Source organism: Prevotella sp. kh1p2 (assembly GCF_900111525.1).
GTDB lineage: Bacteria > Bacteroidota > Bacteroidia > Bacteroidales > Bacteroidaceae > Prevotella.
In genome coordinates, this window is record NZ_FOHY01000002.1 from 213,299 (window position 1) to 233,883 (window position 20,585).

The following is a 20,585-nucleotide window of genomic DNA, read 5'->3' on the forward strand; positions in this document are numbered from 1 at the left end:
TGAACGATTTTTTAAAGCCGGCAGACTTTCCGGGTTATTGCTTCACCTCCACGTTGCTTACCGTGATGCTTCCTCCGTAGCTGTTAATGCTCCAGCAGTTCTTCTGTATTCCGTAGATGCGGTTGGTGTAGCAGCACACGTCGTTGATGTACATTACGCAGACGCTGTTGTCGGTGTAGATGGTAACATGGTAGGTGTTGTCGGCCGGACGGGCAAAAACGTAGCCGTCGGCGCCCTCGATGAAGCCCTTTCCGGCAGTGCCTTCTTCCTCAAAGTTCACCTTGCGGGCGTTGTCGCCCTCGGCATTCACCACCATGGTATAATACTTCTCAGAGTCGGTTCCGCGAACTACGGAGATGCCGAACCTATCGGTATTGCCGCTTGTAGTTACGGTGAAGGAGATTTTGTTCCGGCTACCCAGACGGCCGAAGAGGGCATACGAGTCGGCTCCCAGCGTAAAGCTGCCGCCGCTCTGCTGCACGCTGCCGCCCTGGGCCATCAGCTTCACCTCCTGCGCGGTTGCCAGTTTGCTGCTCACAGCGGGCACCTCGCCCAGCGTGAGCGTGCCATCGGCGTGCTGAACAAGCCGATGTGCCACCAGGTTACCGGCCCACTGGGGCTCGTTGGGATAGGCACCCACGTTGGTGTTGTCGTTACCCGACCGCGTGGGGCACCAGCCCCAGATGTAGCGGTTGGTGCCGTCGGAGGCCGTCTTGCCGGCATAGAAGCCGCGGCTGTCCAGCATTCCTTCGTGTGCATCGGGCCAGAGGCCGGCGTCGTTGGCCGTGCAACGCTTGAGTTCTTCGAGCGTGCGGCCCTTGAAATACTGCACTCTGCGCACGGCGGCGTGCATCTCGCTGTACACCAGATACCACCAGTCGCCCATCTTGAACACGTCGGGGCACTCGTAGAAGCGGTCCCACATCATGGTCATGAACACCCCGGCGCTGGTCCAGTCCTTGAGGTTAGCCGAGGTGAACTCGGCCAGCACGCCCTTGCTGCCTTGCTTCGTAGACACCAGCATGTGGTAGCGGCCGTCGTCGCCCTGGAACACCATCGGGTCGCGGAAGTCGTTGCGGCTGTAGCCGTAGTCGTTTCCCTTGAGCATGAAGACCCTGTCCTTGGTCCATGTCTTGAAGTCGGGCGAGGTTGCCACCATCACCACCTGGCCGTTCTCGGCAGCAGTAGGAGCGTACTTGTTGCCGGTGTAGAAGGTGTAGTACAGCTTGCCTGCCTCGTCGTACACCGTACAGCCGGTTCCGAGGGCGGCATCCTGCTCGGCCGCACCGCCGCAGGGGATGAGCTCACCCAGTGCTGTGTAGCCGGCGGCGTCCTTGGTACTGAGCCCCCAGAAGGGGTGATAGGTGGCTGCCTGGTTAGGGCGGAACTCCTGCAAGTACATAATCTTGAACTCTGCTGCCACCGGGTCGTAGAACGGCATGGGGTCGCCCACGTAGCCAACGGACGGCTTGTAGTAAGTTTCCTGTGCCGAGGCATCGGCCGAGGCAAAGTAAGTGGCCGTGTTCCAGTCCTTCTCTTCGACCACCGAACTGTCGTCGCTGCAGCCTGCGAGCGGTGCAGCGAGGCCGGCGGCGAGTATGAACGAATATATCATCTTTTTCATTTTTCCGGGTTTTTACTAATTCATCAGGTAATTGAATGCGTTCTTGGTCATGGTTGCCACGTTGTCATGATAGGTTCCGGGAGCCACGGGAGCCAGGCTGTACCAGTCGTAGCAGCCCGAGCCTATGCACAGGATGCGGCCGTGAGAGCCAGCGGCCGGGAACTCCCATGCCACGATGGCGCCGTCGCCTCCATGCCCCAAGTCGATGCCACCGGTAGCATTGCGCCAGGCGGCAGCGTCATCATAGCCGCCCCAGTCGGTGCCTATGTGCCACTGAGCGGTAGAGTTGGTGATGCGGTAGCCTGCCTCGCAAGTGTAAACACCGTTGGGGTCGCCGCTTGCCATCATCAGGTTCCGGAACAGCGGATGGTCCGTATGGCCGGCCATGCTGAAGCTCCAGGGGCCTCCTGTGGTCTCGGCATCCTGTTCGTTCTGGCCCCAGCAGTTGTTGGGGCAGCCGTCGTTGGCCACTGCACCTATGTAGGCGGGCATGTTGGTGGCGTATCGGGTAAAGAAGAAGGAACCTCCGGCGTTGTAGTAGTCGCGCAGTTTGGCGGCTGCATCAACGGCCTGGGGCGCTGCGGCCTCAAAGGCGTTCTTGCCGTCTACGCCTCCGTCCTTGTGGAAGTGCCACCAGATGACCTTGCACTGGCTCAGGTCAATGTTGCCGTTGCGTATGTCGGCAAACGACACATAGAGCGAGTTGGGAATGTTCTCCAGCATCCACATGCAGGCGGTCTGCTCCTCCGGGTTCAGGTCGGCCATCGTTGCGCCCAGTCCCACGTAGAGAGCGGAGGGCTTGTCTATGGCCGTTACGGTAACGGTATAGGAAGAGCTGGCCGTGTTGTTCTCCAGTTTGTAGACCACGGGGTGGGTGAAGTCGGTGGCCACACCTGATGCCGGAGTGAGCGTGGCGCCGCTGCTGTAGACCACGGTGGGCACGAGTGCCTTGATGTCGAGCGTGTTGGGAACGTAGACGGAGATAGTCTTCGCCTGCTCGTTGATGATGCCCGTGTAGGTTCCGTTTATCTTGAAGGAGGTGATACGGGCCTCATCGTGCACCACGCTGACCGTCCAGTCGAGGAACACATCGCCGTTCTTCACGTGCAGTACGTGCGGCGTGTCCATGTTCATCACCTCGCCCGGCTTTACGTCGGCCACGGCGCCGTCGCTCAGTTCCAGCTTGGTAACGGACATGCTTGCGGCATTGTAGGTCTCGGGAACGTTCACCGTAATGGTTCGGGCGGCCGGGTTTACGGTTCCCTCGAACTCATCGAGGGCGAAGGCCGAAACCGAGCAGTCGCCTGCAAGCTGCAGGTCGGATACATTGGAGTCGCTGCATGCGGCCAGTGCCAGCAGCAAACCTGCCATCATCCAGATATTAAAAATAATCTTTTTCATAAATGTTTTTCTTGTTGTTAACGTGAGTACCGCCAGCCGGAGCTATCGTTCAAGGCTCTTGGAGGTATCGTTCAAGGGGCTTGAAAGGCATCTTCAAGGCGCTTGAAAGGCATCTTCAAGAATGCCCTTTGCCACTACCGGGTGCAAATCTCTGTATATCAGACTGTTGCGAATGCCCCTGAAAGGGGGTTCGGAGCAGGCTCACGGAGGCCCCGGCAGACGGTACTCATTGTTAAGTTTTTTGTTGCCTGTAGTTTTACCAGTTGCCTATGTTCTGGGTGTAGTTGCCGTTTGAGGCTGCCAGCTGCGCATAGGGAATGGGCAGATACTCGTTCTTGTTCTTCGTAAAGCGGGCTGCCGAGTAGATGGAACAGTCGTTGGCCTCCTCGGCGTAGTAGCGGTTGAGCACGACGTCGGCCTCGCCCCAGCGTACCAGGTCGAAGAATCGCTCGCTCTCCATGCCCATTTCCAGGCGGCGTTCCATCTTGACCATCTTCAGCGCCTGCTCCTGGCTGTAGGAGCCGGTGTACGTGTTGACGTTGAGTTTGACGCCGTAGTCGGTCTCGTAATTGGATATTACGCCCAGGCTCTGCTTAGCACGAAGGCGCAAGCGGTTGAGCAGGCTCACGGCCTCAGCTATGCGGCCGTCGTTCAGTTGCACCAGTGCTTCGGCCCGTTCCAGCAGTACGTCGGCGTAGCGGAACACGATGCGGTTCTCCGAAGTGCCCCACCAGGAGCCCTTGATGAGATAAGTGCCCACGGCATCGGGGTCAATGTTCTGCTTCAGTGTTACGTAGTAGCCGTACAATCCGTTTGACCGGCTCCAGGTGGCGCTCTCGTCCATCATGTATTTAGGATTGAACTCGTAGGGCAGCCCGGGCATTCCCACGGTCAGGAAGAGGCGAGGGTCGGCGTAGTCGGTGGCCTTGTCGTAGTCCTTCTGGTTGAAGTCGTCGATGAAAGGCAGGCCTGCGGCATTGGTGCGGTAGGCGTTCACCAGGTTCTGGCTGGGCTTGTAGAAGTCGGTTCCGCCATCGGTAACGCCCGGAATGTTGGGCACTATGAGGCCGTAACTCCAGTTGAGGTTGCCGTGAGTGGTGCCGTCGTTCTTGGAATACTGCATGGCCCAGATGCTCTCCGTGCCGTTCTCGTACTGCTCCTCGGGGCGGAAGTTGTTGTGGAAGTCGGACTCCAGCCCGTATCCTCCGGCCGAGTAGATGCTCTCGTCGGTGTACTTCACCACGTTGGCCAGGTCGCCCTTGTCGATGCTTGTCACCTCGTTGCTCTGCGGGTTGTCCTGCCGGTAGGCCTTGTAGAGGTAAACCTTGGCCAGGAAGGCGGCTGCCGCGGCCTTTGTGGGGCGTCCCTTGTCGGCCTGAGTGGCCGGAAGCGTGTTGTAGGCCTCGGTCAGGTCGTCTATTATCTGCTGCCATCCCTCGTCGTTGGAGTACTCTGTGTTGGACAGGTTGTTGTACTCCTGGGTGGTAAGGTTCTCGTTCATGGCGAACGGAATGTGCTTGTAGAGGCGCTTGAGCAGGAAATGGCCGTAGGCGCGGAGGAACTTCATCTCGGCCAGACGCTGCGACTTCTGGGGATACGAGGCCTCGTCCATCTGGTTGAGCAGTGCGATGGCGGTGTTTGCACGCGAGATGCAGTTGTACAGCCGCTGCCACATGTCGCTGATGTTCCAGTTCGTAGTGAGCACTCCCTGCGATATCTCGAGCTGGTGGAACACGTCACCGTCGCTCGTGCCGTTGCCTCCCTTGTAGGCGTCATCAGAGCGTACGTCGAAGTTCCACATAGAGAAGCTGGAGTTGATGTCCTCTGCCGTAATCCAGATAGCATAGGCAGAGATAATCAGGTTGTCGGCATACTGCGGGTTGCTCACCTGTTCGTCGGTCAGTCTTCCTTGTGGTGTCTGCTCACTAAGGAAGTCGGAACAGCTGCTCATCGCCACAGCAAGAGCCAAAATGATGGTATATGTTAGTTTCTTCATTGCTGTTTTCGTTTGTTAGAAAGTTACGTTTAAACCGAAAGTAATGTTCAGCGGAATGGGATAACCGTAGTTGGGGTTCTCCGGATCCACACCGGTAAAGCCGCCGCTCTTGAGGGTCAGCAAGTTCTGGGCGCTGAGGTAGAAGCGCAGGCGTTCCATGTACAGCTTCTTGGCAAGAGTCTGCGGCACGTTGTAACCCAGCTGTACGGTGCGCAGCTTGAGGTAGGAGCCGTTCTCGACCCAGTAGGTGGAGACGCGCTTCTCGTTGTTGTTGTCGGACAGCGAGAGGGCCGGGATGTTGCTGCCGGGGTTGGCCGGGCTCCATGCTCCGAGCATCCGGGAGCCTTTGTTGAGGAAACCGATGTTCAGTCCGGCCCATATATCGGTCTCCTTCTTGAGGTCCGAGATAACGTCTACACCCTGTACGCCTTGCCAGAACATGGTGAAATCAAAGTTCTTGTACTCCAGGTAGACGTTGAAACCATAGGAGAAGTCGGGCGTGGGGTCGTAAATCCAGTCCTGGTCGGCCTCAGTAATGACCTTGTCTCTGTTCAGGTCCTTCCATCGGATGCGCCCGATGCCGGCTCCCTCCTGCCTTGCGTGGTTGTCGATGTCGTCCTGGCTCTTGAATATACCGTCGGCTACATAGCCCACCTGGGAGCCCATAGGGTGGCCGATGACGCTCTTCACGCCGTTGCCTCCAAAGGTTCCGTTGGCTGCAACGGTAGCAGGCAGCGCGGTAATCTTGTTGCGGTAGGTGCTGATGTTGCCCGTAACGTCGTACTTCAAGCCCCACTTAGTGGTCTTGCGGTAGCCTACGTTGAACTCAATACCTCTGTTTTCCATCTCTCCGGCGTTAATCCACTGCGTGCTGCCTTCGCCCATTGCGGCTATTCCTGCCATCTGTACAAGAATGTCCTTGGTCTTCTTGAAGTACCAGTCGAAGCTGCCGTAGAACTTACTTCCAAACAAGGAGTAGTCTAAACCGAGGTTAGTCTGCGTGGTGGTTTCCCACTTGATGTCGTTGTTTCCTAACTGGTCGCGCTTGAAACCGGACGGAAGCGTCTGGCCGCCGTTGGTTCCCGCGATGTCGTAGGCAGTGCCGTAGCTCTGTCCGCCGCTCTCAGAAACGCCGTAGTTGCTCACGTAGATGGTGTAGCGGGCTATGTTGGAGATTTCCTGGTTACCCGTTTGTCCCCACGAGGCACGCAGCTTCAGGTCGTCCAACCAGTTGGAAGTGTTCTTCAGGAACTTCTCCTGACTGATGCGCCAGCCCAGCGACAGGGAGGGGAAAACAGCGTAGCGGTTGTTCTTGCCGAAGCGTGAAGAGCCGTCGTCGCGTACGGTCAGCGAGGCCAGATACTTGTCATTGTAATTGTAGTTGAGCTTACCGAAGAACGAGACCAGCGAATATCCCTCGCCGTTTCCGTAGCTCTGGGCGGTTCCCACGCCTGCATCGGGCCACATGTAGTCGGGGTTCAGGATGAGGTAATCTTCCTTGTAAGCCGAGAAGTTGGTATCATCTTCGCGGTTAAGTTCTATGCCCGCCATCAAGTCGGCGCGGTGTTTGCCCAGCTCCAGGTTGTAGGTTGCAACGGCATTCCACATCCATTTGGTCCAGTGTTCCTGCTTGGGCTCCACTGCGTTGGTAGGATTTGCCACGTTGCCCTCGGTTATCGGGTACCTGAAAATGCGCTGCATCTTCTGCGCGTAGTCAAGTCCGAAGGTCGAACGGAGATTGAAGTTCTTGAACAGATGCAGGTTAATGTACGCGTCACCGAATGCTCTCCAGTAGGTGTAACGGTTGTCGCGGTTGCGCTGCAAGCGTGCGTAAGGGTTCTCGCGGTCGGGATAACCGCCCACGGGGCCGGCATATCCGCCCGTTGTCGTATAAACCGGGAGCGACGGGTTGAACTGTAACACGTTCTCCAGGAAGCCGCCCGGGGCCTGGACTTCGGATGTGCGGTTGAGCGTAAAGTGCTCGCCAATGGTGAGCACGTTGTCTATCAGCTTGTACTCCGTATTCATACGGGCCGAGAAGCGGCTGAAGTCGGAAGTCTTGATGATGCCCAGGTTCTTGTAGTAACCCAGCGAGAAGTAGGCGTTGCCCTTATCAGAGCCGTTGCTTACGGCCACGTTGTAGTTCTGGATAACGCCCTTGCGGGTGGTCTGGTCGAACCAGTCGGTATCCGAAGCCGACGTAGTTCCGGCCGCGTCAAGATACTTCGACATCGAGATACCGTTAAGAACGGGATAGCCGTTGGCATCGTAGTTCCAGTTGAACCGATAGCCCAGGCCGTTGGTGTTGGGGTCCATGCCGTCGTTCACATAGGCTTGCCACATCACCTGTCCGTACTCCTTGGCGTTCAGAACGTCCATCTTGTGGGCGTACATCTGAGCGGCAACCGAGGCATCTACATCTACCTTAATCTTTCCACTTTTGCCTTTCTTGGTCGTAATGATAATAACGCCGTTGGCGGCACGTGAACCGTAGATGGATGCAGAGGCCGCATCCTTGAGCACCTGGATGCTCTCAATGTCGCCGCCGTTGAGCTCGTGCATGCCCGCCTTGGTGGGTACGCCGTCGATAATGTAAAGAGGGTCGTTGTTGTTCAGCGTTCCCACGCCGCGGATACGCACTGTAGCCGAGCCCGAGGGACTGCCGTCTGCAGCGATGTTCATGCCTGGAACGCGGCCCTGCAGGGCCTTCATGGGGTTGTTCTCGTTCTGCTTGGCCAGCTCCTCGACGCTCACCACCGACACGGCACCCGTGAGGTCGGCCTTGCGCTGCACCTGGTAGCCGGTTACCACAACCTCGGTCAGTTCCTTTGCATTTTCCTTCATGGTAACGTTCAGGTTAGCACCGGCCGGCATCTCCACCGTATCGTAGCCGATGTAAGAGATGACCAGAACCGACCCCTGGGTAGCTTTGAAGGCAAACTTACCATCCAAATCGGTCACGGCACCATTGCTGGTGCCTTTCTCCATGACAGTAGCACCCATCACCGGTTCCCCCGTAGGGTCCACGACTGTACCACTGACATCAATGCCCTGCGCGCTAACGGCAGAGCAAACCACCGTGAGCAGAAAGCTCAACAGGATTTTCTTAAAGTTCTCCATTCGTCTTTTTCTATTAGGTCTATTGGTAATTTGAAAAAACACTGGAGCAAAGATATACCTTATAATCAACCCAATTCAGCAAAAATAGTTCTTTGATTACAAGAAATGTTGCATGAAACAATACTTCATTTCTTTGTCAATAATCTTGAGATGCCCCGTGGGCAGGCTGTCGGATGACTGGCTACGGCGCTGCCGGCGGAATTTGGCGGAGGGACGGAAGACATGCTCCGCGAACTTTCGACAAGTGTCGCACGAACGTGTGACAAGTGTCGAACAATCGTGCGACACTTGTCGAAAGTTCCCGAAGCACCCATCCGGCACTTTTTTTACATGGTTCTTGGGAGGCAGAACGGCTGCTGTCAGCCGTCCTGTCGCATCTCGTTGGGATACATGCCGTACTGCTGCCTGAAGCAGGTGGTGAAGTAAGACGGCGTGGCAAAGCCCACGCTGTAGGCTATCTCCGATATGGTCTTGTTGGTGGTGCACAGCAGCTCGCGCCCTTTCTCAAGCCGGGCGGTGCGCAGCAGGTCAACGGGCGTGTGGCCGGTCAAGGCCTTCACCTTGCGGTACAGCTGCACGCGGCCCAGCCCCACCTTGTCGCCCAGCTCCTCTATCTTGAGGTGCGGGTTGGCCATGCTGTCCCGTATGGCCTGGCGGAACTCGTCGATGAACTCCTTGTCGCGGCCGCCGAGCCGAGCCTCCTGGGGCTGTCCGGCGTCGCCCCGGGCTGCAAACACGCTGCGCAACTGGGCCCGGTTGTGCAGCAGGTTGGCTATGCGGGCCATCAGCAGGCGCGAGTCGAAGGGCTTGGTGATGTAGGCGTCGGCCCCCTGCTCGTAGCCCTCTATGCGCTGCTCGTCATGGCTGCGGGCCGTGAGGAGGATGACCGGAATGTGGCTGGTGGCCTTTCCGGACTTGAGAAGGCTGCAGAACCGGAGCCCGTTCATAACCGGCATCATCACGTCGCTTACCACCAGGTCGGGTATATTCTCGCGTGCAACGGCCAGACCGCTCTCTCCGTCGGTGGCAAAGAGCAGCTGGTAGCTGCCGGCCAGCACCATCCTGATGTAAGCCCGCATGTCGGCGTTGTCGTCGACCACAAGCACCACGGGGCGCGCTTCGGTCTCCGTGGCCACAATGTGTTCAAACTTGTTCTCCCTGGCGGCATCCTCGGTGGCGGCAGGAGGTACGGGCAGGATTTCCGGAAGGCTCCGGTCGGCAGGCCCGGTAGGGGTTCCCTCCTGCCTTGCCGGCAGCTCCACGCAGAACGTGGAGCCCTTGCCAACGGCGCTGCTAACCGTTACCCGGCCGTGGTGAAGCTCGGTGAAGAGCTTCACCAGCGCCAGTCCGATGCCCGTGCCGCCGGCAGAGTTCTTGGCCTGATAGTACTCGCCGAAGATGCGCTCGGCGTCGGCAGCATCCATGCCCACGCCGTCGTCCGCCACCGCAACGGCCATGCGGCCTGCCCCGGACTGGCTTACGGAGAGGCTGATGTGGCCTCCCGCAGGCGTGTATTTCAGGGCATTGCTGAGCAGGTTGGACACTATGCGGAGCACCTTGTCGCTGTCGGCCACCATTGTATAGTCCGCGTTGGCGGCCGTCTCCAGGCGGAACGCTATCCGTTTCTTCTCCATCGAGGGGCGGAAAGCATCGGCCAGCTGGCGCAGCACGTCAGCCAGGTCGAATTCGGAGAGGCGGAGCTGCATCCGTCCTTCTTCGGTTTTGCGCACGTCCATGATGTCGTTCACCAAGCTGTTCAGCACGCCCGTGTTGCGTGCAGCCATCAGGAGGAGCTGCCGGTCTTCGCCTTTGAGGGTGTTTCTTTCCAGGATACGGTTCACCGGGTCGGCTATCAGGGTGAGCGGCGTGCGCAGTTCGTGGCTCACGGCCGTGAAGAACGACAGCCTGTAGTCGGAGAGTTCGCGTATCTTGCGGTTAGCCCTGTCCTTGATTTTGCTGATGCGGTAGAAGTTTACAAGCAGCAGGACGAGCAGCAGGATGACGGCCAGCACGAGCACGTTGATGATGTTCTGGGCCTGCAGGCGCTGCACGTAGCCGTCTATACGGCGGTAGATGTTCTCGAGGTTGGCACCCTGCGCCTCTGTTTCCTTGTTCTGCATGGCTACAATCTCGGCGTTGTCGCGGGTCACGATGGCCGATTCAAGGTTGTTGATGCGCTTGTAGGGCTGGCCGCGCAGTATCTTCACGGCCAGGTTCACTATCTCTTCGCCTTTGGTGGGATAGATAAACGTGCCCGTAAGGAGGCCTTTTCTGACAAATTCTATGCCCTCGTTGGGGCCCGGAAGGCCGTCGATGCCCACCGTCACGAGGTGCTTGCCGCGTCTGGCTGCTGCCCTGCTGCCGCCATAGGCCTCGCGGTCGTTGTGGCCGAACACGCAGTCTATCTGTTCTCCCCGGTCCATGAGGGCGCCCGTTAGCTGCTCGGCCTTCTCGGTGGTCCACGCGCCCTGAAAGAAAAAAACGCGTATAGCGGGGTAGTGCTCCATTGCTTTCATGAAGCCGTTGTGGCGCTCTGCAACCGGCGAAGAGCCGCCGGCGCCCGTAATCTCGAGCACCACGCCGCGCCCCTTGAGGTTAGTAGCAACGAACTGGCCTACTATCCGGCCCACTTCTACGTTGTCGGAACCTATGTAAGCGGTGTAGTTGGGCGAGTTGGTCTTGCGGTCGTAAAGAATAACGGGTATGCCCTTGCGGTACGCGCGGTCAACGGCAGGGGTAACGGTGCTGATGTCCGAGGGGGCAACTACGAGCAAATCGACCCGGCAATCCACCAGAGAATCTATCTGGCGAGCCTGTCTGCGGCCGTCATTGTTGGCCGATACGATGCTTACTTCTATGTCGCCGTGCTGGTACTGGCCAATTCGGATTTCCTTGTTTACCTTCTGCCGCCACCCGTCGTTGCTGCACTGCGAGACGCCAATGGTATAATGAGCCCGCTTACTGCAACCGCACCAGGCGGACATCAGGATGATGAGCGAAAGAAAATGTAACCGTTTCATCAGGCATTATAGTTATGTTGGCAAATATAACGATTAATTTCGAGAATGCTGCCAACCACATACGAAAAATCGTCCGGACAGCTGTTTCTGTCCGGACGATGATTATCTGGCTTGCATTACCGGCTTGGCGGTAATCTTGCACCAACCTATGCCTTACTCGAATGATGCGTAGCCGGGGTTCTGGGTGTAGGCACCCTGCGAGAGGTTGTACTGCGTTACGGAGATGGGCAGGTACTCGTCCTTGCCCTCGGTGAACTTGGAGTTGGAGTAATAAACGCGCTTCGACTTCTCATGAGCAAAGTAGGCATTCATCGTTTGGCCTGCTATGCCCCAGCGAACGAGGTCGAAGAAGCGCTCGCCCTCCATCGCCGTTTCGAGCCGGAACTCGTAACGCAGCGCCTTGCGGGCGTAGTCCTGCGTCCAGCCTGCTGCCGGATAGAGGGCTATCTTGTAGTTGGCGGCATACTTGGTGTTGTCGTTGAAGTCCTTTACCCAGTACTGGCTATTGGCTGCGCGCTGCCTAATCTGGTTGATGAGGCTGCGTGCTTCCTCCAGATTCTGGTTGCTCTCGATGAGTGCCTCGGCCTTCCAGAGCAGCACGTCGCTATAGCGTATGATGTTCCAATTGAGCGCGCTGGCTCCCCAAGGCCATCCGTTAAACATCTCGGAGCTCTCGGGCGAGACGAAGAAACGCTTGCTGCAGTGCTGTCCGTAGCTGCCTTGGTCGCGCACCCAGGTAGGCTGGCAGGGCGTCTTGGTGTAAGTCTTCCACCTTACTCCGGGCCTTCCGACTACGTAGTCGAGGCGTGGGTCAACGTTGTTGCTTACGTTCTCGCTCTTTCCTGTTGCCGCATTCCACACGTCGAAGTGGTGAGTAAAGTAGGTATCGAATTCGGGCAGGCCGTTTGCATCGGTCTGGTAAGCATCTACCAGGTCCTGACTGGGCAGGAAGAAGCCGTCGCCGGAGTAGGGTCCTTGTGGCGCATTGAGCAGGTTAGACCAGTTAACGCGGCCTGCGGAGCCACTTCCGTCGTTCATGGAGTACTGCACCTGGAAGACTCCTTCCTTGGAGTTGTCGCCGGTGGAAACCTTGTCAAGGTCCTGGAAGTTGTCAAGCAGCGCGTAGCGGCCGCTGTTGATAACCTCGTCGCAGTAGCTGATGACCTTGCCCAACAGCCCGGCGTCAACGCTCACCACCTTGTGCGTGGTCTCGTCCTGCTTGTAGGCACGGTACAGGTTCACCTTGGCAGCATAGGCGGCAGCCTGGTATTTGTTGATTCGGCCTATCTCCGGCTGCTGCGCGGGCAGCACTTTCTCGGCGTTCTCCAGGTCGGTGGCTATCTTCTCCAGTATCTGGTCGCGGGTGAACTCATTGTTGGAGAGCTGCTGGATGCTGCCCTCATAGTTCTCTTCAAAGTACACTATCTTGTTGTACAGGCGGCTTAGCTCGAAGTAGAAGTGGGCGCGCAGCACCTTCATCTCGGCTATCTGCACGTTGCGGTCGGCCAGCTCGGCGTCCGTGAGGCTGTTGAGCATGCGCAGTGCTGCATTGCATCGTTGCACGCTTACATAGAGATGGTACCACTTAACATCCACGTTGCCGTTGGTGGCATCAACGTCCATGATTTCCATACGGTGTATTTCGGAAATGTCGCCCGTACCACCGCCGCCCTTGTAGGCATCGTCGGAGCGCACGCTACCGTAGCTCCAGTTGGTTACGGGGGCTGTCCAAACGCTCCAGTCCTGCGGCGACGGACCCATCAGAGCTGCGTAGGCAGCCGTTGTAAGCAGGTCTACCTGTCCACCTTTCTGTATCACCTCGTCGCTCAACACACCCTGCGGCTTGTTGTCCAGGAAGCTGTCTTCGCTGCAGCCCGTCATCATCAAGGCTGCCGTTGCTATGATTGCTATATTCTTAAGTTTCATAATCTTGCTTTTATTAATTCTTCATTAGATAAGTACCTTTATCCGTCAAGGCCTACAAACCGATGGAGAGACCGAACGTAAACGTGCGGGGCAGCGGATAGGTGTAGCCAAGTCCTTCAGGGTCAGCACCGGTATAGCCGGTCAGAGTGAATACATTCTGTGCCTGGAAGTAGACGCGGGCACGGCGCAAATGAACCTTGTCGAGCAGGTTCTGGGGCAGAGAATAGCCCAGGGTGGCCGTCTTGAGCTTGATAAACGAGCCGTTCTCGATGTAGAACTCGGAGCTGCGGTTCTCGTTGTTGCTGTCTTCGGCCGTCAGTGCAGGCGTGTCGCAGTTGTACACACCGGTCTTTTCAAACTCCGTCCATGCGTTCATGGCGTCTATCAGACGTGTGGAGTGGTTGCCGTTCCAGCACTGGAAGAGGTCGGTGTAATACTTGGAGTTGTTCCACGCATCGCGCACCATGCCGTTGAAGAACAGGCTCAGGTCGAAGCCTTTATACGATGCCGAGAGGTTGAGACCGGCCGAGAACTTGGGCTTGTCGCTGCCAAGCCAGGTCTGGTCGGCAGTGGTTATCTTGTTGTCGCCGTTCACGTCAAGGTACTTGATGCGGCCTACGCCGGGTGCTCCTATCTGCACATCGTACCGCTGGCGGTACTCATCGACCTCGGCCTGGGTACGGAACACGCCGTCGGTCTTGTAACCCATCCAGGAACCGAAGGGCTGTCCGACGATTGACTTGCCCGGCATGCCGCCTCCGAAGGTGTAGTAGATGGATTGCGGTAGCGACTTCATCTCGTTGCTGTACATAGAGGCATTGAAGTCGATGCTGTAGTTCAGTCCGTTCTTCAGATGGTCTCGCCAGCCTGCAACGATTTCAAAACCGTTGTTGTCCATGTCGATGCAGTTCTGCCAGGAGTATCCGCCCTCGCCCACAACGGCTGCGTAAGGAGGCTCGAAGAGCATGTCGGTGGTGCTCTTGGCAAAGTAGTCGAGGCTCAGGGTGAGGCGTTGGCTGAGCAGGGTGGCGTCGATACCGAAGTTAACCTGGCGCGTCTGCTCCCACTTCAGGTCAGGGTTGCCGGTGTGGGTCTTGTAGGCTCCGACCGCCATGTCTTGGTTGTTGCCCGGCAGGTTGTAGCCGGCATTGGCCAGCGAGACGAGGTATTTGGTGTAGGTAGCTTCGTTGTCAATCTCGTCGTTACCGTTTATACCCCAGCTGGCGCGCAGCTTCAGGTCGTCGAGCCAGCTGCTGGTGCCCTTCATGAACTTCTCGGAAGAGATGCGCCAGCCGGCACTCACCGACGGGAACACACCCGAGTTGTGGTTCTTGCCGAAGCGTGAAGAGGCGTCGCGGCGCACCGTTGCGGCCAGCAGATACTTGCCCTGGTAGGAGTAGTTGCCCTTGGCAAAGTACGAAACCATGCTGTAGTTGCTGGCTATGCCGCTCACCTTGGCCAGGCGGGTCACTGCGTTCAGGTAGCGGTAGTCGGTTTCTTCCGACACCAGTCCTTGTCCGTAGCCGCCTACCATCTCCGTGCGGTCCTTCTTGGCCTCCATACCCAGCAGGAACGAGGCATGATGGTCGCCCAGGTCCAGGTTGTAGTTGGCCGTGTTGGTCCACACCCAGTTAAAGGCCGTGTTGTTGTTCGAGGTCAGCTCGTTGGTGTCAACGGTACGCGAGCTCTCCACCCATTTGGGCACAAAGTCAGAGTTGTTGTCCGTATAGTAGTTCACTCCGAAGTTCGACTTCAGCGTAAGATTCTTCACCGGTTCAAGCTCCAGGTACATGTTACCGAATATTCGCCAGTACGTGTGGCGGTTATCCTTCTGGTTGTTCTGCAGTCGCAGCGGGTTTGGCTTGTCGTTCAGCACGTCCATGTAGCCGCCACCATAGCCGCCCATGGAGTCGTAGGCCGGCTCTGCCGGATGCTGTGCCACGAGCTGCTCCTCAATACCACTCTGGGCGATGTGCTGCGTCCAGCGATTGATAGAAACGCTCTCGCCTATGCGCAAGTGGTTGTTGAAGAAGCCGTAGTCCGACGTCAGGCGGGTGTTGAACCGCTGGTAGTCGGTGTTCTTGAGCATACCGTCCTGGTCAATCCAGTTCACCGAGAGCGAGCTTGAGCCGTTCTCGGAGCCTTTACTCAACGTAAGCGAGTAGTTCTGCATCAGGGCAGTCTTGTACATCAGGTCCAGCCAGTCGGTGTTGGCGGCGGTGTAGGTGCGCCCGTCGGCCCCAGTATAATAAGGAGTGGTGGTGTTCAGCTGTGCCGTTTCGCCGTTTCCGTAAATCATGGAGTTAGGATGAGTGCCGTAGGTGTTGCGGTACGCCTGCCAGTAAACATCGCCCCACTGGTACGCATCCAGCAGTTCGTAGTTCGTGGTAAACGTCTGCGCGGTGAGCGAAGCGTCGAAGTCTACGCGTATCTCGCCCTTCTTGGCGCGCTTGGTGGTGATGATAATCACGCCGTTGGCAGCCTGGGCGCCGTAGATGGCGGCCGAGGAGGCGTCCTTGAGCACCTGGATGCTCTCCACGTCGTTGGAGGAGAGGATGCTTCCTACGTTGTCTCGGGTCATGATACCGTCGATAACGTAGAGCGGCGAAGAGTTGTTGATGGTCGTCGTACCGCGCACCAGCGTGTTCGTGTTGCCGCCACCGGGCGTACCGTCGGTGGTAATGTTCACGCCTGCCACGCGCCCGTTGAGGCTCGAGAGCACGTTACCCGTGGGCACGTCGGCTATGTCCTTCATCTTGATAACAGACACCGAACCCGTCAGGTCGGCCTTTTTCTCCGACGTGTAGCCCGTCACCACAACCTCATCTATGGTCTTGGTATCGCTGGAGAGCGTCACCTTCATGTCCTGCTGTGCAGGCAGCTCGATAGTCTGCAGGCCGATGTACGAGAACTCGAGCACCGCACCCTGCCTGACTGTGATGGTGAAGTTGCCGTCCATGTCGGTCACGGTAGCGTTGGTGGTACCCTTCTCTTTCACGGTAGCACCAATCACCCCCATGTTGTCATCGGCCGAGATAACGGTACCGCTCACCTTCATGGTCTGTGCATACGCGAGCGTACACACCACTGTGAGCACAAGGCTCACCAGGAATCGCTTTAGGTTTTCCATTTTTGCTTGTTGTTGGTTAGTAAATAATTTAAAACTGATGCAAAGATAGCTCAGCCGCTCCGGGAAAGTCTAAAGAAATATTACAAATGCTTAAAATATTGTTTCATGCAACATATTTGCCAGCCCATGCAACATAACTTGCAGCCACCGCCCGTGGCGTACCTGTCATTCAAGGAGCCCGAACGGCACTTTCAAGGCGCTTGAAGCTATGGGTCAAGCCCCTTGAACGACACCTCTTCTGCACCCGTCCCTGCAACTTTTAGCCCCAATTGTTGCCGCATTGCCATTTTATTGCTATTTTTGCAACAGCTAACCAAGCAGCATCATGACACACAGATTTCTCTTTTACCTCTCCGGGAGCATGGCGGCATGCGCGGCGCTACCCGTTCACGCGCAGCAGCAAAGGCCCATGAACATACTCTACATCATGAGCGACGACCACTCGTACCAAACCATCAGCGCCTACGACGACCGCTTCATCCAGACGCCGAACATAGACTGGATAGCCCAGCACGGCGTGAAATTCAGCGAAAGTTTTGTGGCCAACTCGCTCAGCGGGCCATCTCGGGCCTGCATGCTCACCGGCAAGCACAGCCATGCCAACGGCTTTACGGACAACTCGCGCACCTTTGACGGCAGCCAGCAAACCTTTCCAAAGCTGCTGCAGCAGGCAGGTTACCAGACAGCCATGATTGGTAAGTGGCACCTCATCTCGCAACCAACGGGCTTCGACTACTGGGACATCCTCATCGGTCAGGGCGATTACTACAACCCCAACTTCGTTTGCAACGGCCAGAGGGTAAGGCGCGAGGGCTACGTTACCAACATCATAGCCGACCTGGCCATTGACTGGATGGACCACAAGCGCGACAAGAACAAGCCTTTCTGCCTGCTCATGCACAACAAGGCGCCACACCGCGTGTGGAGTCCCGATACGTGCGACCTCGACCTATTCAACGACCAGACCTATCCTCTGCCAGCAACGTTCTACGATGACTATAGCGGCAGGCAGGCTGCTGCCAAGCAGCAGATGAGCATCAGCAAGGACATGGACCTGGTGTACGACCTCAAGATGGCCGACAAGGAGAACCAGATACACTCCGACCCCGACCTGGAAGCCATCGGAAGGGCCAACTACAAGCGCATGAACGCCGAGCAGCGGGCCCGCTGGGACAAGCACTACGAACCCATCATACGCCGCTTCAAGGAGGCCGGACTTACCGGACGGCAGCTTGATGAGTGGAAATACCAGCGCTACATGCACGACTATCTGCGCGTCATTCGCTCCGTTGACCGCAACGTGGGGCGTGTAATCGACTATCTGCGAACCCACGGTCTGCTCGAAAACACACTCATTGTGTACACCTCGGACCAAGGTTTTTACATGGGAGAGCATGGCTGGTTCGACAAAAGATTTATGTACGAAGAGTCGTTCCGCACGCCTCTGCTCATGTATCTGCCGGGCGGCAAGCACGGCGTTGTCGACAAGCTGGTGCAGAACATAGACTATGCGCCCACCTTCCTGCAGCTGGCCGGCGTGCCCGTACCGGCCGACATACAGGGCACATCGCTCCTGCCGCTGCTCCGGGGGCAGCGCGTCAAGCACTGGCGCAAGGCCCTCTACTACCACTACTACGAGTATCCGGCCGAGCACTCCGTGTGCCGCCACTACGGCATACGCACGCAGCGCTACTCGCTCATGCACTTCTACAACGACGTGAACCAGTGGGAACTCTATGACATCCGTAAGGACCCGGAGAACATGCACAACCTCTACGGCCTGCCGGGCATGGAGAAGATAACCGCCAAACTGAAGAAGCAGCTCCTCAACTTGCAGCTACAGTACGACGACCCGATACGCCTTACGCCCGCCGCGCAGTAGCACCGGGGAGCCTGGCAGATGGCAGCAGCCCTCTGCACAGGTTCCGCTATCAACTAAAAAGCCGTGTGCCAATGGTACTATTTACCTGGGCGCACGGCTTTTTTCGTAAACATCAACATGACAGGAGCTGCCTAACAGGCTTCGCGAAAGCCAAAGACAAACCTTCTTACTGTAAACATCTTAGGGCTTAGACAGATGGTAGATTGCGCATGATTTTACCTTCCTGAAATCATGAAGCTATGCCTCCATTTTTCTGAACAATAGCTGCAAGTTTCTTGAACGATAGTTTCAAGCCTCTTGACCGATACCTTCAAGCGCCTTGACCGATACCTTCAAGCGCCTTGACCGATACCTTCAAGCGCCTTGAATGGCACGTTCAACTAACCTACTGATATTTAGCGAGTTTGATGCCCGTATTTTCTGCTGTTTCAGCAGCAGCCGTTCGGCTCCGTTCCGCCGGCCGTACAGAAGCCCGAAACCTTAACTTCATTTCGTTTAGATGGCCGTGGTGGTGTCTTGCTTGAGCTCCTTTTCCCACTCATCCAGCACCGCATTGCCGTACTTCCTGACTTCTGCCTGTGGCAAGCTCTTCACGTCCTGCCGCAATGCTTTTATCGAAACGCGGTCCTGCGGGCGCTTACGCAGCGCGTTGGACATCAGGAAAACGTACTTCAACTGGGCGGAGACGTCCTCGTCTTCATTGCGATGGTCGTACAGCCACAGCCATACGGCGGCGGGATTACGGTAATAGATGTTGAACGGGAAGCTGTGCTTTACAGGCGGCGCATAGTCTACAATCACGCCGGGAGGTTCCAACCGCTTGTAATGATTGATGTGGTTGCAGGCTTGGTAGGTTTGAGAAACGGGATAGCTCAGGATGTCGAGCAATGGAGTAGGGGTGCGGTGGTGGTCTTGACGCGACAGGAGTTTAAACCTGTGGCTGGTTACGCAGTAGGTGCGTACAATGGTATCGGCAGCAAACTTGCACCACAACCGGAACCTGCTCTTGCCCAACCGGCGGTATTCTCCCTGCGTAATACCCTCTATTCCATCCCCTAATGCGCGCACGGAAACCTTCACCACGCCGTATTTATCGGGCTTGGCGGGCGCTTCCGGCAGTAGCCACAGGCCTCCGTTGAGGCTGTCGAGGCGGCGTCCGTGGGCATCGTAGAGAACAAAACGCATGATGCCGTTGCCAAAGGTATAGGCTAAGAGCCAGTCGGAACCAAACTGCTGGGCCGACAGCAGCACCACTTGCGGATAGGGAAGACCGTCGGTGAGGTTGCCGAGCAGCTGCTCCTGCTGTTCTGCCGATAACCTAAGGCCGCACGAGTCGGCAGGTAACGGCTGCGGAACGCGGTCCATGATGAGCGTATCGGCATTTATTCCGAGTTCACGCATGAACGGTATGGCCGACCGGTTGCAGCCGACCAGCAATACCGTTAACAAAAAGAATACCCACTCTCGCATTCTTTTAAGGTTTTAGGATGCCCCCTCCCTTCGGGCGGGCGGCAATGAGCTTACACCTTCATGTTCTGCTCCAGCTGCGCCACACTGCTGGCCCCAACGAGCACGGAGGTAACTCCGTCCTGCGCGAGGTTCCACTTCAGCGCCTTCTGGGCCAAGGTTTCGCCCTGCCGGGCGGCCTCGTCGTTGAGCTTGCGCAGATGGCCGAGCAGCTCTGGTGTGAGCATTTCGCGCTTCAGGTTGGTGTTACGTGCCATGCGGGAGTCGGCCGGAATGCCGTCCAGATAGCGGTTGGTGAGCAGTCCCTGGGCAAGAGGCGAGAAGCTGATGAAGCCGATGCCGTGGCGGTGACAGTAGTCGAGGATGCCTTGCTCCATGGGTTCGCGGCTCAGCATGTTGAGCCTTCCCTGGTAAATAAGCAGCGGTACGTCGTGCCGGCGCAGGTACTCGTCGGCGAACTTGAGCCCCTCGAGGGGCCAGTTTGATAGGCCCACGTAGAGTGCCTTGCCCTGACGGACGATGTCGACGAGTGCCTGCAGGGTCTCTTCCATCGGCGTAAGCGGGTCGAAGCGGTGGCTGTAGAACAGGTCGACGTAATCCAACTTCATGCGCCGCAGGCTCTGGTCGAGGCTTGCCATGAGGTACTTGCGGCTGCCCCAGTTGCCGTACGGGCCCGGCCACATATCGTATCCGGCCTTGGAAGAGATAAAGAGCTCGTCGCGATAGGGGCGGAAATCGTCGTCCATCAGCCTTCCGAAGGTCTCTTCTGCCGTGCCGTAAGGAGGTCCGTAGTTGTTGGCAAGGTCGAAATGGGTGATGCCGTGGTCGAACGCATAGTGCGTAATGTCGCGCGACCGCTCATAAGGGTTCACCCCACCGAAGTTATGCCACAGGCCCAGAGATATCTTGGGCAGCAGCACACCACTGCGTCCGCACCGGCGGTACATGGTCTCCGAGCCATCGTAACGGCTCGCGGAGGCCGTATAAAAACCTTTTAAGTCCATAGTGTTAACAGTTAA

Annotated in this window: 10 protein-coding genes; 1 reads left to right on the plus strand and 9 read right to left on the minus strand. The window is 57.2% G+C overall.

Annotated elements, in window-relative coordinates:
- Nucleotides 1–34: 34 nt before the first annotated feature.
- From BMW31_RS02200 to BMW31_RS02230, 7 genes are all read right to left on the minus strand, one after another.
- Nucleotides 35–1,624 (minus strand): glycoside hydrolase domain-containing protein, encoded by a 1,590-nt coding sequence (locus BMW31_RS02200; RefSeq protein WP_091820532.1) that lies wholly within the window; start codon nt 1,622–1,624, stop codon nt 35–37.
- Between the two features lie 15 nt (nt 1,625–1,639).
- Nucleotides 1,640–3,025, minus strand: coding sequence for a DUF4960 domain-containing protein (locus BMW31_RS02205; RefSeq protein WP_091820535.1), 1,386 nt, complete (start codon nt 3,023–3,025; stop codon nt 1,640–1,642).
- Nucleotides 3,026–3,281: 256 nt separating this feature from the next.
- Nucleotides 3,282–5,021 (minus strand): RagB/SusD family nutrient uptake outer membrane protein, encoded by a 1,740-nt coding sequence (locus BMW31_RS02210; protein ID WP_091820538.1) that lies wholly within the window; start codon nt 5,019–5,021, stop codon nt 3,282–3,284.
- 15 nt (nt 5,022–5,036) lie between these two features.
- Complete coding sequence (locus BMW31_RS02215) at nt 5,037–8,141, minus strand: SusC/RagA family TonB-linked outer membrane protein (protein ID WP_091820541.1); 3,105 nt, start codon at nt 8,139–8,141, stop codon at nt 5,037–5,039.
- Between the two features lie 359 nt (nt 8,142–8,500).
- Complete coding sequence (locus BMW31_RS02220; RefSeq protein WP_091820542.1) at nt 8,501–11,161, minus strand: substrate-binding domain-containing protein; 2,661 nt, start codon at nt 11,159–11,161, stop codon at nt 8,501–8,503.
- Nucleotides 11,162–11,314: 153 nt separating this feature from the next.
- Nucleotides 11,315–13,087, minus strand: coding sequence for a RagB/SusD family nutrient uptake outer membrane protein (locus tag BMW31_RS02225; RefSeq protein WP_091820544.1), 1,773 nt, complete (start codon nt 13,085–13,087; stop codon nt 11,315–11,317).
- A gap of 52 nt (nt 13,088–13,139) precedes the next feature.
- On the minus strand, nt 13,140–16,217 hold the full coding sequence (locus BMW31_RS02230) for a SusC/RagA family TonB-linked outer membrane protein (protein WP_091820547.1): 3,078 nt from the start codon (nt 16,215–16,217) through the stop codon (nt 13,140–13,142).
- Nucleotides 16,218–16,542: 325 nt separating this feature from the next.
- Here BMW31_RS02230 and BMW31_RS02235 point away from each other — a divergent pair, with 325 nt between their 5' ends.
- Nucleotides 16,543–18,099, plus strand: a complete 1,557-nt coding sequence (locus tag BMW31_RS02235; RefSeq protein ID WP_091820550.1) for a sulfatase family protein — start codon at nt 16,543–16,545, stop codon at nt 18,097–18,099.
- A 495-nt stretch (nt 18,100–18,594) separates the two neighbouring features.
- Here the strand turns inward: BMW31_RS02235 and BMW31_RS02240 are convergent, their stop codons facing one another.
- Nucleotides 18,595–19,569 (minus strand): hypothetical protein, encoded by a 975-nt coding sequence (locus BMW31_RS02240; RefSeq protein ID WP_143049129.1) that lies wholly within the window; start codon nt 19,567–19,569, stop codon nt 18,595–18,597.
- Nucleotides 19,570–19,619: 50 nt separating this feature from the next.
- Entirely contained in the window at nt 19,620–20,570 is a 951-nt protein-coding gene (locus BMW31_RS02245) for an aldo/keto reductase (protein ID WP_091820554.1), read from the minus strand.
- Nucleotides 20,571–20,585 lie beyond the last annotated feature (15 nt).

What these genes read in the sequence shown, in the direction of transcription:
- BMW31_RS02210 (WP_091820538.1), bottom strand. Translation starts at nt 5,021, where the DNA reads ATGAAGAAACTAACATATACCATCATTTTGGCTCTTGCTGTGGCGATG.
- BMW31_RS02230 (WP_091820547.1), bottom strand. Translation starts at nt 16,217, where the DNA reads ATGGAAAACCTAAAGCGATTCCTGGTGAGCCTTGTGCTCACAGTGGTG.
- BMW31_RS02200 (WP_091820532.1), bottom strand. Translation starts at nt 1,624, where the DNA reads ATGAAAAAGATGATATATTCGTTCATACTCGCCGCCGGCCTCGCTGCA.
- BMW31_RS02225 (WP_091820544.1), bottom strand. Translation starts at nt 13,087, where the DNA reads ATGAAACTTAAGAATATAGCAATCATAGCAACGGCAGCCTTGATGATG.
- BMW31_RS02235 (WP_091820550.1), top strand. Translation starts at nt 16,543, where the DNA reads ATGACACACAGATTTCTCTTTTACCTCTCCGGGAGCATGGCGGCATGC.
- BMW31_RS02220 (WP_091820542.1), bottom strand. Translation starts at nt 11,161, where the DNA reads ATGAAACGGTTACATTTTCTTTCGCTCATCATCCTGATGTCCGCCTGG.
- BMW31_RS02205 (WP_091820535.1), bottom strand. Translation starts at nt 3,025, where the DNA reads ATGAAAAAGATTATTTTTAATATCTGGATGATGGCAGGTTTGCTGCTG.
- BMW31_RS02215 (WP_091820541.1), bottom strand. Translation starts at nt 8,141, where the DNA reads ATGGAGAACTTTAAGAAAATCCTGTTGAGCTTTCTGCTCACGGTGGTT.
- BMW31_RS02245 (WP_091820554.1), bottom strand. Translation starts at nt 20,570, where the DNA reads ATGGACTTAAAAGGTTTTTATACGGCCTCCGCGAGCCGTTACGATGGC.
- BMW31_RS02240 (WP_143049129.1), bottom strand. Translation starts at nt 19,569, where the DNA reads ATGCGAGAGTGGGTATTCTTTTTGTTAACGGTATTGCTGGTCGGCTGC.